General features: G+C 56.9%; 9 protein-coding genes. 5 read left to right on the plus strand and 4 right to left on the minus strand.

What is annotated here, in order from left to right:
- The first annotated feature begins 33 nt into the window (after positions 1-33).
- Positions 34-1,263 carry a zinc-binding metallopeptidase family protein gene (locus BA177_RS11505; RefSeq protein ID WP_156762793.1) on the plus strand — a complete coding sequence of 410 codons (1,230 nt, stop codon included), beginning with the start codon at positions 34-36 and terminating at the stop codon, positions 1,261-1,263.
- On the opposite strand, the gene BA177_RS11510 is transcribed toward BA177_RS11505, so the two are convergent.
- Both BA177_RS11510 and BA177_RS11515 read right to left on the minus strand, forming a co-directional pair.
- Positions 1,245-2,006: an ABC transporter permease gene (locus BA177_RS11510; RefSeq protein ID WP_068616360.1), complete on the minus strand. Its 762-nt coding sequence runs from the start codon at positions 2,004-2,006 to the stop codon at positions 1,245-1,247. The genes BA177_RS11505 and BA177_RS11510 overlap by 19 nt on opposite strands.
- Positions 2,003-2,929, minus strand: coding sequence for an ABC transporter ATP-binding protein (locus BA177_RS11515; RefSeq protein ID WP_068616362.1), 927 nt, complete (start codon positions 2,927-2,929; stop codon positions 2,003-2,005). The genes BA177_RS11510 and BA177_RS11515 overlap by 4 nt, the downstream gene beginning before the upstream one ends.
- Positions 2,930-3,064: 135 nt before the next feature.
- Here BA177_RS11515 and glgC point away from each other — a divergent pair, with 135 nt between their 5' ends.
- The 4 genes from glgC to glgX all read left to right on the plus strand — a co-directional run bounded on the left by glgC (position 3,065) and on the right by glgX (position 11,239).
- Positions 3,065-4,357 carry a glucose-1-phosphate adenylyltransferase gene (glgC, locus tag BA177_RS11520; RefSeq protein WP_231892437.1) on the plus strand — a complete coding sequence of 431 codons (1,293 nt, stop codon included), beginning with the start codon at positions 3,065-3,067 and terminating at the stop codon, positions 4,355-4,357.
- A 152-nt stretch (positions 4,358-4,509) separates the two neighbouring features.
- A complete protein-coding gene (gene glgB, locus BA177_RS11525) occupies positions 4,510-6,675 on the plus strand; it encodes a 1,4-alpha-glucan branching protein GlgB (protein WP_068616364.1) in 2,166 nt (721 codons plus the stop codon).
- A gap of 14 nt (positions 6,676-6,689) precedes the next feature.
- Positions 6,690-9,200 (plus strand): glycogen/starch/alpha-glucan phosphorylase, encoded by a 2,511-nt coding sequence (locus BA177_RS11530; protein WP_068616366.1) that lies wholly within the window; start codon positions 6,690-6,692, stop codon positions 9,198-9,200.
- Positions 9,200-11,239, plus strand: coding sequence for a glycogen debranching protein GlgX (gene glgX, locus BA177_RS11535; protein ID WP_082990062.1), 2,040 nt, complete (start codon positions 9,200-9,202; stop codon positions 11,237-11,239). The genes BA177_RS11530 and glgX overlap by 1 nt, the downstream gene beginning before the upstream one ends.
- 15 nt (positions 11,240-11,254) lie before the next feature.
- Here the strand turns inward: glgX and BA177_RS11540 are convergent, their stop codons facing one another.
- A complete protein-coding gene (locus BA177_RS11540) occupies positions 11,255-13,537 on the minus strand; it encodes a TonB-dependent receptor (RefSeq protein ID WP_197492997.1) in 2,283 nt (760 codons plus the stop codon).
- Positions 13,538-13,832: 295 nt separating this feature from the next.
- On the minus strand, positions 13,833-16,358 hold the full coding sequence (locus tag BA177_RS11545; protein ID WP_068616370.1) for a TonB-dependent receptor: 2,526 nt from the start codon (positions 16,356-16,358) through the stop codon (positions 13,833-13,835).
- Positions 16,359-16,590: the final 232 nt, after the last annotated feature.

The following is a 16,590-nucleotide window of genomic DNA, read 5'->3' on the forward strand; positions in this document are numbered from 1 at the left end:
GCGTGCCCGTCCACTACATAGGCTTGTGAGACCATGATGCCCATGCGAACTGCACGTCGTACACGTAACCTGAGCGAATGTGTCGGCGCCATCTTGCTGACACTGTCAGCCAGCGCCGTTTGCGCATCTGGCGGCATGCTGGTAGATAAACACCGCCTGTCCAGCAGCCTTGCGCGACTGGAGTCGACCCTGCAAGCACCTTACGATTGTTCCAGCAGTGCTATCAACAGTACTGCTCACCGCGCTGTGTTGCGCCAGCTGACGAGACACCTGCAAGACGCCGGGATGATGACCCACAGCGATGCGGCGGGAAACCTGATCGGCAGGGTGAACGGCAGACATGCCTGGCCAGCACTGGTCATGGGATCACGCATCGACCGGCCATCGCCTCATGCCCTTTGTGCTGGCCTCGCAGGCGCCATGGCCGCCGTCGAAGTTGCCCGAACCCTGCATGACAACGGCACGGTGCTCGATCACCCGCTCGAAATCATCGTCTGGGCAGATAGTGCAAGCCGCATGCCGGACGACGACCTGGACGAGCTTGCGATCAATCAACGGGCTGCAGGCAGCATCGCCGCGTACCTCGAAGTTCAGGTCGGGCACGACGAGGTGCTGCCGCCGGGCAATGCCGCTCTCGGTGTTGTCCAGCGTCTTGCCGCCATTCAGCGCTGGAACGTCCGCCTGGTGAGCGACGACAGTGACCCGACAACTGCTGAACAGCACCGACAACTGCTGGAAGCCGCCAGCCAATTCTCGGCGGCCGTCGCTGATCTTGAACAGTCGGCACCTGCAACGCGCAAACCCGAGCTGGTCCCGACCTTACCCCGGGTAACCCACAATGCTGCTGCCGATACCCGGTTTCGCCTCCACCTGTGCGCTCAGCGCATGGACGAAGTCGACACGCTGTTTGCGGCCGTTCACGGGCTAGCTGACCGTATTGGCGAAGAAACCGGCACGCGCTTTAACATGGCACGGGTTCTGGCATTGCCAGCGAGAGATACTGACCCGAAGATCTCAGAGGCTATTGGCATAGCAACCAGCCAACTGCAGTTGTCCCACGTAGGTCTGCATGGTGACTGCCGTCATGCTGCACACGGCATACCTGCGCTCGCACCGCTTGGATTGATCATCGTGCCCGGCGTTGACACTAGCCGAGGTATAAACCTCAGCCCGCCCCTCCCGGACGCCCTTGCGAACGGCGCGAATACCCTGCTACGCACGCTGCTGGAATTGGACAAACTGCGTCAGGAACGCAGTCGATAACCGCTCGTAAACATCCAGCGAACAATAAGGATGCAGACCACAAGAAACACGCAGGTCATCCCGAAACTAAGTGCCACACTGACGTCGGCGTTCTCATAAAAGCTCCAGCGGAAGCCGCTGATCAGGTAGACAACCGGGTTGAACAAGGTAACGGTCTGCCAAAACGGAGGCAGCATGCTGATCGAGTAAAAACTGCCGCCCAGAAACGTCAGCGGCGTGATGATCAGCATCGGCACAATCTGCAGCTTCTCAAAGCCATCCGCCCAGATACCCAGAATAAAGCCGAAGAGGCTGAACGATACAGCGGTCAATACCAGGAAGGTAAGCATCCAAAATGGGTGGGCAATCTGCACATCAACGAACAGGTTCGCCGTAGTAAGAATAATAGCCGCAAGAATCAGCGACTTGCTCGCCGCAGCACCGGCATAGCCAAGCAACGTTTCGACCCAGGTAACCGGTGCCGACAACAACTCGTAAATGGTCCCGCTGAAACGCGGAAAGAAAATACCGAATGACGCGTTGGAAACACTCTCCGTCAGCAACGACAGCATGACCAGGCCCGGCACAATAAACGAGCCATAACTTACACCATCAATTTCATCGATACGCGAACCAATCGCGGAACCGAATATGACGAAGTAAAGCGATGTCGAAATAACCGGCGATACGATGCTCTGAAACAGCGTACGTCGCGTGCGCGCCATCTCAAAAGCGTAAATGGCTTTTACCGCACGGAAATTCATGTGCTTTTCTTCACGAGGTCGACAAAGATTTCTTCGAGCGAACTCTGCGAGGTGTTCAGGTCATTGAATTTGATGCCGGCACGACTGAGTTCCGCCAGCAATGCGGTTATCCCGGTACGTTCACCCTGCGTATCGTAAGTGTAAATAAGCTCGCTGCCAGACTCCGCAAGCTCCAGGTGGAATTCGGCCAGACACTCAGGAATTGCCGTTAATGTATCCTGCAGTTGCAGGACCAGCTGGCGTTTACCGAGTTCCTGCATCAGGCGTTGCTTCTCCTGTACCAGAATAACTTCGCCATTGTTGATGACACCAACCCGGTCGGCCATCTGTTCGGCCTCCTCAATGTAATGCGTCGTCAGAATGACTGTCACCCCGGATTCCTGCAGTGACCGTACGATCGCCCACATGTCCTGGCGCAACTCGACATCCACTCCCGCGGTCGGTTCGTCCAGAAACAGGATGCGCGGTTCATGGGCCAATGCTTTCGCGATCAATACACGCCTCTTCATGCCGCCGGACAGCGTCAGAATTTTGCTGTCACGCCTGTCCCACAAAGACAATGAACGCAAGACCTTCTCGATGTGCTCAGGGTTCGGTGCCAGACCGAACAATCCGCGACTGAAAGTGACGGTCGCCAGCACCGTTTCAAACGTATCCGTGGACAATTCCTGAGGAACCAGCCCGATCAGCGAACGGGTGATCCGGAAGTCCCGAACGATGTCATGACCGTTTACCAGCACCGAGCCGGAAGACGCGTTGACGATCCCGCAGACGATACTGATCAAGGTCGTTTTGCCGGCACCATTGGGGCCCAGCAAGGCGAAAATTTCGCCGTGATCGATCTCCAGAGAAACGTTCTTAAGTGCCTGGAAACCGCCCGAATACGACTTGTTCAGATCACTGATGGTGAGTGCAGCTGGCATGGCTGCAATACTACGCGAAGCGCCTCGCGGATTGCCATACTCCGATCGTTTGCCACTTGCCCTCGAACGGTGCAATTACCCGCCACGTCCCGGCAATTTTTTGCGCTACACTGGTTGGGCCGAAACTGAACGGGGATGCAAGGGATGGATGCACCGGAGCAACTGGACGACGCGCGCTATGTCAGCCGTCTGACGCGCGACACACTCGCATTGATACTTGCCGGTGGACAAGGCTCCCGGCTCTTCGAGCTGACGGCCTGGCGTGCCAAGCCGTCTCTGTATTTCGGCGGCAAGCTGCGTATTATCGACTTCCCCTTATCCAACTGCGTCAATTCCGGCATTCGGCGCATCGGCGTACTGACCCAGTACAAAGCGCACTCGTTGATTCGCCACCTCGTGCACGGATGGACTGCCTTGCGACCAAGCGGGCGTGAGTTTGTCGAAATCCTGCCCGCGTCGCAGCGTATCGGTGGCGAGTGGTACCGGGGTACGGCCGACGCCGTTTATCAGAACCTGGATATCATTCGAACGCACAAACCCGGCATGGTACTGATCCTGGCCGGCGACCACGTGTACAAGATGGACTATGGCCCACTGCTTGCTGCGCATTCCGAGACCGGGGCGGACATGACCGTTTGCTGTATCGAAGTACCGATTGCCGAAGCAGCCGGTGCGCTCGGCGTCATGACGGTCGACGACAATGGTCGGGTTATCGCGTTCGACGAAAAGCCGGAGAACCCGACTCCGATACCCGGCCAGACAGAACTCTGCCTGGCCTCGATGGGTAACTACGTTTTCAACACTGACTTCCTCTACGAGCAGGTCATCAAAGACGCCGACACGCCGGGTACCAGCCACGACTTCGGCCGCGACATCATTCCGTCAATCATTAACAAGTACCATGTGCAGGCCTACCCGTTTAGGGATCCCGAAACCGGACAACAAGCTTACTGGCGGGATGTTGGAACGCTCGATGCGTTCTGGGATGCCAATATGGAACTGATATCGGTGACCCCGCAGCTCAATCTATACGACGACCGCTGGCCCATTCTTTCGACTCAGGAGCAGTTGCCGCCGGCGAAGTTTGTCTTCGATGACCCTGACCGGCGCGGCATCGCCATCCAGTCCATGGTCTCCGCAGGCTGCGTTGTCTCTGGAGCGCGCGTCAGTCGTTCAGTGCTGTTTTCAAACGTCCGCGTGCGTTCTTACAGCCAGATCGACGACTCGGTTATTCTGCCGGATGCCGAAATTGGCCGGCACTGCCGAATCCGGCGGGCGATCATCGACCGCGGTGCGGTCATCGCCGAAGGCACCGAAATAGGCATCGATGCCGAGGCTGATCGCGCCCGGGGTTTTCGGGTGACGAAAAGCGGCATCACACTCGTGACGCCCGACATGCTCGGGCAACACCTGCATTTCACGCGCTAGGTGCCAGTCCCGGTGTTCACATGATTGTTCTGCCCCTTACGAGCCGCGCGTGACTCAAGCCGTTCTGCATTCCGTAGTCTCTGTCCTGTGTGGCCTGAGTCACGATCAGCGGCTCTTTGTGCTGCACCTACCGTACGCAGACGGGGCCGGCATTGAATAACGAATACGCCGCATTGGTCGACGGCCGGCATGGCGACCCCTTCTCGGTACTTGGCGTGCACGCTGCGGCAGACGGACGCGTGGTGCGCACGTTTCAGCCGCAGGCCGTTGCCATCGAATTGCTTGATCGCAACGGTGCCGTACTGGCCACTATGCAACGGACCCACCCCGCCGGTCTGTTCGAGGCCCGCTTCCCGCCGCGTCTGCGCCGTTACCGGCTGCGCATAGAACTCGCCCCGGGCAAGCACTACACGATTGATGACCCGTATGCGTTTCCATCGACGCTTGGTGAGTTGGACTTGCACTTGCTGGGTGAAGGTACGCACCTGGAGATAAACCGTACGCTGGGAGCCAGAGCGGTCACCGTCGCCGGCACGACTGGTACGCGTTTCGCGGTATGGGCACCGAACGCGTCGCGCGTCAGCGTCGTCGGCAGTTTTAACGACTGGGACGGCCGGCGTCACCCGATGCGTTTTCACCCGGGCAACGGCCTTTGGGAAATATTCATACCGGGCGTCGGTCACGGCGACCTGTACAAGTTCGAACTGCTGGACCGCGATGGCAAATTGTTGCCGTTGAAGAGCGATCCGCTGGCCAATTTTTCGGAACCGCCGCCAGGCAATGCTGCCGTGGTTTACACCAGCAATTACACGTGGCAAGACGACGCATGGCAACGCGGCCGGCACGCAGGTCCGAGGCTGGACGCACCATTGTCTATCTACGAAGTTCACGCAGGCTCATGGCGACGACGGGCTGATGAAGGCAATCGCTATTTGCAGTGGCACGAGCTTGCTGATGAACTGATCGATTACGTGCTCGACATGGGTTTTACCCACATTGAGCTGTTGCCGATCAGCGAGCATCCCTTTGACGGCTCATGGGGTTACCAACCGATCGGCCTGTACGCGCCAACACAACGATTCGGCACACCCGACGACTTCCGGCATTTCGTTGATCGTTGTCACCAGGCCGGAATAGGCGTCATAGTCGACTGGGTACCCGCGCACTTTCCGCGCGACGAACACGGCCTGGCACGCTTCGACGGCACCGCACTCTACGAACATGCCGATCCACGCAAGGGTGAGCACGCCGATTGGGGCACGCTCATCTTCAATTTCGGCCGCCGTGAAGTGGTTAACTACCTCATTGGCAGCGCACTCTACTGGATCGACAAAATGCATGTCGACGGATTGCGCGTCGATGCTGTCGCATCAATGTTGTATCTCGACTACTCGCGCGAAGCCGGTGACTGGCTACCAAACAAACACGGCGGAAACGAGAATCTGGAGGCTGTCGAATTTCTGCAGCGCTTTAATGAGATCATTCATGCTCATGGCGCAATCTCGCTAGCCGAAGAATCCACCTCCTGGCCCGGTGTCTCCCGGCCTGTGTTTAGTGGCGGTCTGGGGTTTACCTACAAATGGAACATGGGCTGGATGAACGATACCTTGCGCTACGTGCAGGAAGATCCGATTCATCGGCGCTATCACCATGACAAACTGACGTTTGGTCTTGTCTATGCGTTCAGCGAGAACTTCCTGTTGCCGCTGTCGCACGACGAAGTGGTCCACGGCAAACGCTCGCTGCTCGGACGGATGCCCGGCGACGAATTCCAGCGCTTCGCCAACCTGCGCGCCTATTACGGGTTCATGTTTGGGCACCCTGGCAAAAAGCTGTTGTTCATGGGTAATGAGTTCGCGCAATCCGCCGAATGGAACCACGACCAGTCCCTGGACTGGCATCTTCTGAACCATGCACCGCATCGGGGCATGCAGAACCTTGTCCGCGACCTCAACCGTATTTACCGGAAATTCTCCGCCCTGCACCAGGTCGATTTCGAACAATCAGGTTTCGCATGGCTGAACGGAATGGATCGCGATCACAGTATCATCGCGTGGTTGCGCCGCGATCAGCAGGGAAACGTTGTGATCTGCGTCAGCAATTTTACGCCCGTAGTGCGTCATGATTACCATCTGGGCGTGCCTGCAGCCGGCCACTATCGTGAGATACTGAACACGGATGCGGTGACCTACGGCGGCAGTGGCGTCAGCAATGACCGCACCATGCTGGCCAGCGAGCACGCCGCGCAAGGCCAACCCCAATCACTACGACTGGTACTACCGCCTCTCGCGACACTTTTCATCAGCAAGACCCAATGAAGGACCTTTCCCAAATGAATGCGCCGGAATCAGAAACAGGCCTTAGCGCCGATCACATCGAATTATTGCACGCACCGGCACTCGACATGTCAGCAGATGCCCTGTTACGGGATTTGACACATTACTTCGGCCGTACACTTGGTCGCCGCACGATCAGCAAACAACAACCGTACGTCTATCAGGCGCTGACCTATGCCGTTCGCGACCGCCTGATGGAGCGCTGGAACCGAACAAATATTGCAGTTGAACGCGCAGACATGCGACGCACCTGCTACATGTCACTGGAATTCCTGATGGGCCGCCTGCTCACCAACTCGCTGATCAGTCTTGACCTGAAAGGACCGGCCGTTGAAGCGCTGAATCGCCTGGGTCTGCGCCTGGAAGACGTGGCAGAACGCGAACACGACGCCGGCCTCGGCAACGGCGGACTCGGACGACTGGCGGCGTGTTTTCTTGACAGTTGTGCGACGTTACAACTGCCGGTCATCGGCTACGGTATTCGCTACCAGTACGGCATGTTTCATCAACGCATAGAAAACGGCTACCAGGTCGAAGAGCCAGATCCCTGGCTGCGCGTCGAGTTCCCGTGGGAAATCGAAAGAATCGAGCTCTCGCAAACTGTGCGTTTCGGTGGCCACAGCGAAGCGTATGCGGATCATGAAGGCAAACAGCGTCGCCGCTGGGTGCATACCCACGATGTACTCGCCATACCTTATGACGTGCCGATACCGGGCTATCGCAATGACGTAGTCAATACGCTAAGGCTATGGTCCGCTGCGGCAACCGATGAGTTTGACCTTGACGAGTTCAATGCGGGCGACTATGCCGATGCCGTTGCCGCCAAGAATGAAGCAGAAAACATCACCATGGTGCTGTACCCAAACGCAGCGACAGAGTCCGGTCAGGAATTGCGTCTCCGCCAGCAATACTTTTTGGTTTCCGCGAGTCTGCAAGACATCATGCGCGACTGGCGGCAGCGTCACGGCGACGACTACTCCGGCTTCGCAGAAAAGCTTTGTGTCCAGCTCAATGACACCCATCCGGCACTCGCGGTACCGGAATTGATGCGCCTCTTGATGGATCATTGCTACCTCAGCTGGAACGAAGCATGGGAAATCACCTCGCAAACGATGGCTTACACCAATCACACCTTGCTGCCGGAGGCTCTGGAGCAATGGCCGGTTGCGATGTTCGAAACCTTGCTGCCCCGGCTACTCGAAATCATCTACGAAATTAATGCGCGTTTTATTCAGGAAATAAGCGCCCAGTGGCCCGGCGACAACGCTCGTATCGAACGCATGTCACTCATTTCGCCTGGACCGCACAAGATGGTGCGGATGGCGTACCTTTCCATCGTTGGCAGTTTCTCAATCAATGGTGTCGCGCAGTTGCATTCGTACCTGCTCCAGAAAGGACTATTCCAGGATTTCGCCGAACTTTGGCCCGAGCGATTCAACAACAAAACGAATGGCGTAACACCGCGGCGCTGGCTCGCCGCCTGCAATCCCGGCTTGTCTGATCTGATCAGTTCGCAAATCGGTACTGAATGGACCACAGACCTGCCGCAACTCGCGGGGCTGGCCGAGGTCGCGGAGGACCCGGATTTTCAACAGCGCTGGCGCAACGTGCGTGCTGAAAACAAGCAACGCCTTGCGAAACTGATCGAGACACGCACAGGCCTGACAATTTCGCCGGCAATGCTGTTCGACGTACAGGTCAAACGCATTCACGAGTACAAGAGGCAGCTACTGAATCTGCTGCATGCCGTATACCTGTACGACCGCAATCAGCGCGGCCAGCATGATGCCCAGTTGCCGCGCGCGATTATTATTGGCGGCAAAGCGGCACCAGGCTATGTCATGGCCAAGAACATAATCAAAGCGATTAATAACGTTGCAAAGGTCATCAATTCCGATCGTCGGCTACACGACAAACTTCGCCTGATTTTCCTGCCCGACTACAATGTTTCGGCAATGGAAGTCATTTGCACCGCGGCTGATCTCTCCGAACAGATTTCAACGGCGGGCAAAGAGGCGTCCGGCACTGGAAACATGAAATTCATGATGAATGGCGCCATCACTATCGGCACCCTCGACGGCGCCAATGTCGAGATCCGCGAAGCGGTAGGCGATGAAAACTTCTTTCTGTTCGGTCTCACCGTGGAGCAAATCGAAGCGCAACGGGCCACCTACAACCCGCAAGAGATCATTGCTTCGGATGCCGACTTTGCACGGGTTATTTCCTTGCTGGAAAGCGGGCATTTCAATCGATTCGAACCCGGCGTGTTTGACAGTATTTTGCACGCCATCAGGGATCCACATGATCCATGGATGACAGCCGCGGACTTCCGCAGTTTTATCGACGCACAAGAACGGGTAGCCAAATCGTACAGCCAGCGCGATCTATGGACCGCCATGAGTATTCGCAACACCGCCGCGTCAGGCACTTTCTCCACTGACCGCACGATCAAGAACTACAACGACGATATCTGGCGGCTGGATACGGTAACCCCGCTGGCCCCCTGATGAGCGGCGCTGCAGTACCTCCCCTGGGGGCTATGGTTGCGGACGGCGGTGTTTATTTCGCCGTCTACTCGGCCGTGGCAGAGCGTATCGAATTATGCCTGTTCGACTCCAGCGGCCGGCAAACCGGGCAACACGAACTGCCACACAACAATAACTCCGTATGGCACGGTTTCTTGCCGGGTTGCAAAGCCGGCCAACGCTACGGCTACCGGGTGCACGGGCCCTATGCCCCGGCCGACGGTTTGCGCTGCAATCCGAACAAATTGCTGCTGGATCCTTATTGCCGGCAAATCGACGGCGAGTTCCGCTGGGACGATTCGTTATTCGACTACGTCATCGGCAGCAACCCGGCCGAAGGACAAGCAAGTCAGCTGGACAGCAGCAACCATGTCGGCTTTTCCGTTGTCACTGCCGCCGGTGCACCGGCATCGCGCGGCCCGCGAACAGCATGGCGTGACACCGTATTGTATGAGCTGAACCTGCGTGGCTATACGATGCGGCATCCGGCAGTTGCGGAGGCAGACCGCGGCCGCATGCGCGGGCTGTGCAATGCCGAGGTTCTGCAGTACCTGCGCGCACTGGGTATCAGTGCTATCGAGTTGCTGCCGGTACAGTACTTCATCGATGAACAATTCCTGAGCGAGCAAGGGCGACGAAACTACTGGGGCTACAACACACTGAACTTCTTCACCCCTGCGTCACGCTACGCAAGCAACAACCCTCGCGGCGAGTTCATTGAAATGGTCAATGCCATTCACGATGCCGGTTTGGAAGTCATACTGGACGTGGTGTACAACCATACGGCAGAAGGCGATCAATTCGGGCCCAGCCTTTCTTTCCGCGGCCTCGACAATGCGGCCTATTACCGTCTGGCTCCGGATAGCGCGCTGCATTACATCAACGACACGGGTTGCGGCAATACGATTGATGCTGACTCTGGCGTCGTTCAGGACCTGATCATCGACAGTCTGCGCTACTGGACGGATGAGATGGGTGTTGATGGTTTTCGCTTCGACCTCGCAACGGTACTCGCCCGACACGCCGACGGCTTCAATCCCGAACATCCTTTACTTGGCCGCATTAGTGCAGACCCCGCTTTACAGCATTGCAAATTGTTCGCGGAACCGTGGGACCCTGGGCCGGGCGGTTACCAACTTGGGCAGTTTCCCGTCGGCTGGGCGGAGTGGAATGACCGCTACCGTGACGCGGCACGCCAATGGTGGCGCGGTGACGCGGAGCAGTCCGGCGAGTTCGGCCGCCGACTGCACGGCTCATCCGATATTTTCGAACACAGTGGTCGTGGGCCCGCATCAAGTATCAATTTTGTGAGCAGCCATGATGGCTTCACGTTGCTGGATACCGTGAGTTACAAGCACCGCCACAACAAAGCGAACGGCGAGAACAACCGCGATGGACACCGCCATAACTACAGCGCCAACTACGGATCCGAAGGGCCGACCGACGACCCCGCCCGGAAAGAACTGCGCCGCAAACAACGCCTTAATATGCTGGTAACGCTGTTGTTGGCGCCGGGCACGCCGATGTTGCTGGCGGGCGACGAACTCGGCAATACACAACACGGCAACAACAACGCCTATGCACAGGACAACGAAACCGGCTGGCTGTCATGGAGCGACAATGAGCATTCGCTGCTGGAAGACGTGCGCGCATTAATTGCATTGCGCAAATCTTCCGTAGCACTGAAACGAGATACCTACCGGCACGGCGAACCCGGCGCCCATGGATTCGCAGACATCAGCTGGCTGACCGCAGATGGTCAGCCACTCGATGCAGCCGACTGGCACAATTGCCAAACCCTCGTGTTGTTACTCAGCGACGAAACGCCCGCATTCGAACTACAGGCTTTGTTACTGAATTCGAGCCGCGATGCGGTAACGGTTTCCCTGCAATCGCTGGGTGCGGACCGGCTCTGGCGGATCTGCTACGCAACAGCGGAAGTCAATGCAACGGCTCCTGCAATATGGCGCGTAGCGGCGCATTCCGCCGTGTGTTTACGCTCCGGCGGCGAATCGCCGTAGCAATCTCACCTGCACCTAGAATTCGTAGCGAAATCTCAGGCCAAAGGTACGCGGGCTACCGAGAACGCAACGTTGGGCTGTCGTATTGGCGACAGCATCAATGGCACCAAACGCACCGCCGAGTGGCTGATCGAACTTGGCCTGGCAATACCGCTCATCTCCCAGGTTGCTGACGTAGGCCGACACTTGCCATCGTTCATCACCCAAGCCCAGCCGAAGATCCGCAAGCAGATAACCGTCTTCCATGGATTGTGGATTGAGGTTTGTATTGCCGCCAATGTTCTGTTCGCCAACGTACTGCAAACCGCCGCGCACGAACCATTCGAGATCGCCCGATGCCAAAGGGCTATGCCAGTCTGCAACCAGCGACCCTTGCCATTCGGGCGTTGCATGCGGCCGCATGCCACTCAAATCCTGCGCAACGGTGCTGCCCGGCAAAGGTGAGGCTGATACGAAACTGTCGAACTTCGCATCGAGATAGCTAAGACCCAACAGCAGGGTCAGTTGCTCGATCGGGCGCAACGCGAGGTCCGACTCAACGCCTGATTGAGTGCGTGAACCTGCATTTCTGGTTATGAAACTGGTGCCATCGAATGACCGGTCCTGAAAGCGCTTCACCTGCGTATGGTAAAGAGTGACATTCGCGATCAGTCGTCGATCGAGTGCCACACTCTTGAAACCTAATTCAATGTTGCGCGACTCTTCGGAGTCGAACGTTCGTGCGACCGAATCCAGCGCAATCGATGCGCCTTCCGAATTGAAACCACCACCCTTGAAACCCGTAGACCCGGTTGCGAACAACATGACGCTATCGGTGGGCTTGACCATTGCGGTTACCAGCCACGTCCATGCCGCATCGTTCGACTTCAGATCAGGCTCGCTTTCCGGGGCGCGGAACAAGGAGCCAAGTACCGGGTTTGGCAATACCTGGTTGAACAAACCGTCCTTGTCGTCAGACGTATAACGGCCACCAATAGTCAGGGAAAAAAATTCTGAAAAATTCAACGTAGTTTGCGCGAACGTAGCCATACTCTGCAGCGACTGGGAGAATTCGGAAGCAACCGCAGGGCTTTGACTGGCATTGGCACAAGCCGCTGCCGCAGCGGCTCCTGCTACGGCGAAAACCAACGGTGTGCACGCATCCGCCCCGGCATCAAAGGACTGATTGATCGAATAATCTTCGTCGTAAAGAAAGACGCCGACGATGTATTCCGCGAACTGTCCGCTCGGCGACAGAAGTTGCAGCTCCTGTGAAACGGTTCTGGTGTGATAGTTGGTCAATCGCGGCAGTATGTCGGCCGGCAATCGAAACACGCTCTCGTAGGTCTCCGCTCGCCAGTCTCGCAACGCGGTGATCGAACGGACAGTGAAATCGCCAATCTGGTAGTTCAGATCAATACTGCTACCCCACTGCTCGTCTTCAAGTCGGTCCCGATGATCCTGATTAATGACGTGATCGCGGCCATCGTCGGTCAGAGCTGATGAGCCAAACAGGCCGGTTTGCGTAGCGTCAAAACGGGGACTGCTGGTTGCCGGGTCGAGTTCGACAATATTGCCACCCGAATTGATTTCGTTGTAATCAACAGTCCACTTGATCTCGAGGTAGTCGCCAATATCGAAAAGAAGTTTGCCGCGGGCACCCAGGTCTTCGCGCTCGCCGACTCGTCGATCATCGAACTGGTTGTACGCGATCCCGCCGTGTTCAGTACGCCGGGTCGCAAATCGTCCGGCCACGGAATCAGACAATGGTCCGCTTACAACCGCCTCCAGAGACGAGGCCCGGTAGTTGCCCAGTTCTGCCAGCACATGACCTTCGAATTCAGTACCGGGATCGTTGCTCCGCAGATTCAATACCCCTGCGGCGGTATTGCGACCGAACAAGGTTCCCTGCGGGCCGCGCAACACCTCGACGACCTGCATATCCACCAAGTTGCCAAGAGCTGCGCCCGATCTCGGCAAATAGACGCCATCGACGAACACACCAACGGCAGGTTCAATAGCATTGTTGCTGACTGAACCGATACCGCGGATCGCGATACGCGCGTTGGTTGGCTGCGATCCTGTAGTGAAGGTCAGGTTTGGCGCATAGGCCGCGAGGTCCTGCAGCGTATCGATACCGGAGTCAGCGAGGAACTTGCCGGTGTACGCGGAAATGGATATCGGCACGTCCTGAACATCGGCCTGCCGACGAGTCGCAGTTACGATGATGTCTTCGATTGACTGTGCAATGGCGGCATTGGCCGTCAACACTGACAGTATCGCCATTCCATTGGCGAACATCCATTTTATCCGGTTCACTACACGCTTCCTTGGCTCAACATGCGGATACTGGGTTTCATTTCCCGTGCAAGACCCTACGCAACTGCAGCACGACTTTCCAGCCACCGCCGCACAAACAGAGAAAAGGTACATCGCAACCAGTGCAGGCCAGCGGATTCAACCCCGGCCGCGCATACCGGTGGCAATGGCAACCATACTTGTGATCGACAGCGGACGTCGCCTGATGACTCGTTCGCACGGGGTTTGACCCAAGAGGTCGGCAGGCTGCCGGTCACACCGTTCTGTGGGGCCGGAAACCTGCGGTGTTCTGGCTTTACTCGAAACTTTTGCGGAAGGTCATGCCAAAGGTTCGGGGTTCCAGTGGATAGGCATTCAGCTTGCCGTTCTGTACCGGCACATCAAAGACCGTTTCATAGAAACTCTCGTCGGTAACGTTACGTCCCCAAATCGAAAGTTCGGCGTCAATGTTGTCGAAGATCAGGCCAAACCGGAGATTCAGGTTGTCGAATGATGGGCGCAGCTTCAACGGTTCATTGTTACCGTCTGTCATCGTATCCGATATGTACGAATACTCGCCTCGCAGGTAGAGCGAGGTTGAACTGCCGACTTCAAAACTCTTGTTTAGCGCGAGGAAGAAACTGTTCTCCGGATTGCTCGGAACCCGTCCACCCGAACGATCACATACACTGGAGGTCGGGCTGAACGGCCCACCGCTCGAGTCGTAGCCGGGATCCGGAGTACCGGTATGGAACGGCGTCGCTATCCAACAGGTACCGTTCTGAAAGTCTTCGAAATCGGCAATCGAGCGTACGTAGTTGGCCTGTAGTTGAAAACTCTCGGTCGGGCTCCACCACAACTCGACCTCGGCACCGGACGTATCGGCGTTACCGGCGTTCTGCAGATTGAAGCCACTGCCACTGAATGCATTGGTCTGCAGATCTTCAACCTGCGTATTGTGCAGCGCCACGTTCAGGCGCACGTTCTGCGCGGGGAAATCGGCTTTCACCCCCAGCTCGATGGCTTTGGACGTCTCCGGACCGAAGGTTTGGGAGAACACCGGGTTGATACGGTCCGTGTTGGTACCACCCGATTTGTAGCCGGTGCCATACGACGCATAAAACATCGTGTTGTCGTTGGCGAACCAGGACAACTTGATCGTGCCGGTCACCTGGTCGTCCGCAAGCGTCTCGTTCAGGTCGGCTTGTGGTGCCAGCGCAGGCTGCGTGTAGAGTCCCCAACCGGGCACCCAGGTCGGGCTGAAGGCCGCCATCAAGCGGGGCGTGTTGGCAGGATCGAATGGATCGAGCAAGCCCATTTGAATGAGGGTCAACACGGTACCGATTTCAGTGATGTCGGGCGGCGGGCCCATCGATCCGTTGCTGAACCGACCAACCATCTTCTTCTCTTCGTCCGTGTACCGTAAACCGGCAGTCAGTACCCACGCATCATTCAGCTCGAAATCCGCCTGGGCGAATACCGCATAGCTCTCGTGTTCCTGACGCATATTGTCACTGGCGAAAGCGCTTGCCGGAAACGCCTCCGCTACTGGCGGGAACGGCGGCGAAAACATATTGATTCCACCGATCGCCAACGCGAGAGCAGGATCAGCAGAGAGGAATGGCGATGTCGCATCGCCCATGTTCAGAGTCGACACGCTGTTCAGATCCTGCTGGAAATAATAGACACCGGCAACGTACGTTGTTCGTTCACCGATGACCCCGTTGAATTGAAATTCCTGCGAAAACGAATTCTGGTCAGCGACATTGGTGTCCGTTAACAGATCAACATTACTGAAATCCGCATCAATCCTGTCAAAGCTCTTGAACTCCCGGTAGGCAGAAATCGATTTGAAGGCAACGTTGTCAAACTGGTAATTGAGCTCGACAGACAAGCCCGCATCATTGTTCGATGAATGCGGCAGGCGGTTCAATGCCGTAACGCGGTCCTCAAACTGATCGCCCGTAAAGACGGTGCCGCCCAACTGCAGCAACAGCGCATCCGTTCCGTAGACCGGGCCGCCCATCCCATCATCACGCCCGAAAGCGACGATGTTGTCCTGCCTCGTCAATGTTGCGCAGCAGGTCTCATTGATTTCGCCATAATCACCTATGACCCGAACCTCGAACTTGTCATTCGGTGTGTACATCAACTGCAGGCGCCCACCGGCGCGATTGCGGTCATTGATCGCGTCATTGCCCAGATTGATGTCGCTCACGTAGCCATCGCGGCTACCGGTAAACACGGTTGCACGCACAGCCAATACGTCTTGAATCAATGAGAAGTTGGTTGCGCCTGCAAAGTTCAATAAGCCGAAGTCGCCGGCTGTAACTTCAAGAAACGCGTTGCGATCGTGACCTGCACGTACGGTGGTCATGTTAATTGCGCCCGACGGCGTGTTCTTGCCGAACAGCGTTCCCTGCGGGCCTCGCAATACTTCGACGGCCGCTATGTCGACCAGATTATTGATAATCGAACTCTGTCGCGCGCGGTACGCACCGTCGATGTATAAGCCGACAGACGACTCCAGACCAAAATTCTGGGCGCTGGTGCCGATGCCGCGAATCGAAAAGCTGGAGGTTGTAGAGGTTTGACTTTGGCTGGAGGTCAGCGCCGGTGCGATGGCAGCAAGCTCCCGAACATCTTTGATTCCGGATTCTTCCAGCATTCGCCCGCTGTACGCTGTGACGGCGACCGGCACATCCTGGATGTTCTGTTCCCGTTTCTGCGCAGTAACAATGATTTCTTCAATAAGTACATTTTGCGCAGGCGCAGCGACCGCAAAGAACGCAGTCGTCAGAACCATGCCTCGCAAGCCAGCGACGGTAATTGAAGTTCTCATAACTCCCCCCCCCAAATTGTTGGTAGCGCGTGCCCGACATACGCTCAGACCGGGCGACACCGTGTCAAAGCCATTGTGACGCAAGTAGCACGGCAATCCTGCCAATTGCGCCGAAGCTGTCATGACTTGTAGCGGAAAACCATCAAACACGCCAGTGTTTCAATGCTTTTCGACACCGATTGTTGGGCTTGCCATCGGCCAGCCGCCGGCCCGTTGTCGTTCGTGCCACAAC

The sequence above is a fragment of the Woeseia oceani genome (assembly GCF_001677435.1).
GTDB lineage: Bacteria > Pseudomonadota > Gammaproteobacteria > Steroidobacterales > Woeseiaceae > Woeseia > Woeseia oceani.

Coding starts and splice junctions, on each gene's coding strand:
- glgC (WP_231892437.1), top strand. CDS start 3,065: ATGCAAGGGATGGATGCACCGGAGCAACTGGACGACGCGCGCTATGTC.
- BA177_RS11505 (WP_156762793.1), top strand. CDS start 34: ATGATGCCCATGCGAACTGCACGTCGTACACGTAACCTGAGCGAATGT.
- glgX (WP_082990062.1), top strand. CDS start 9,200: ATGAGCGGCGCTGCAGTACCTCCCCTGGGGGCTATGGTTGCGGACGGC.
- BA177_RS11545 (WP_068616370.1), bottom strand. CDS start 16,358: ATGAGAACTTCAATTACCGTCGCTGGCTTGCGAGGCATGGTTCTGACG.
- BA177_RS11515 (WP_068616362.1), bottom strand. CDS start 2,929: ATGCCAGCTGCACTCACCATCAGTGATCTGAACAAGTCGTATTCGGGC.
- BA177_RS11530 (WP_068616366.1), top strand. CDS start 6,690: ATGAATGCGCCGGAATCAGAAACAGGCCTTAGCGCCGATCACATCGAA.
- BA177_RS11510 (WP_068616360.1), bottom strand. CDS start 2,006: ATGAATTTCCGTGCGGTAAAAGCCATTTACGCTTTTGAGATGGCGCGC.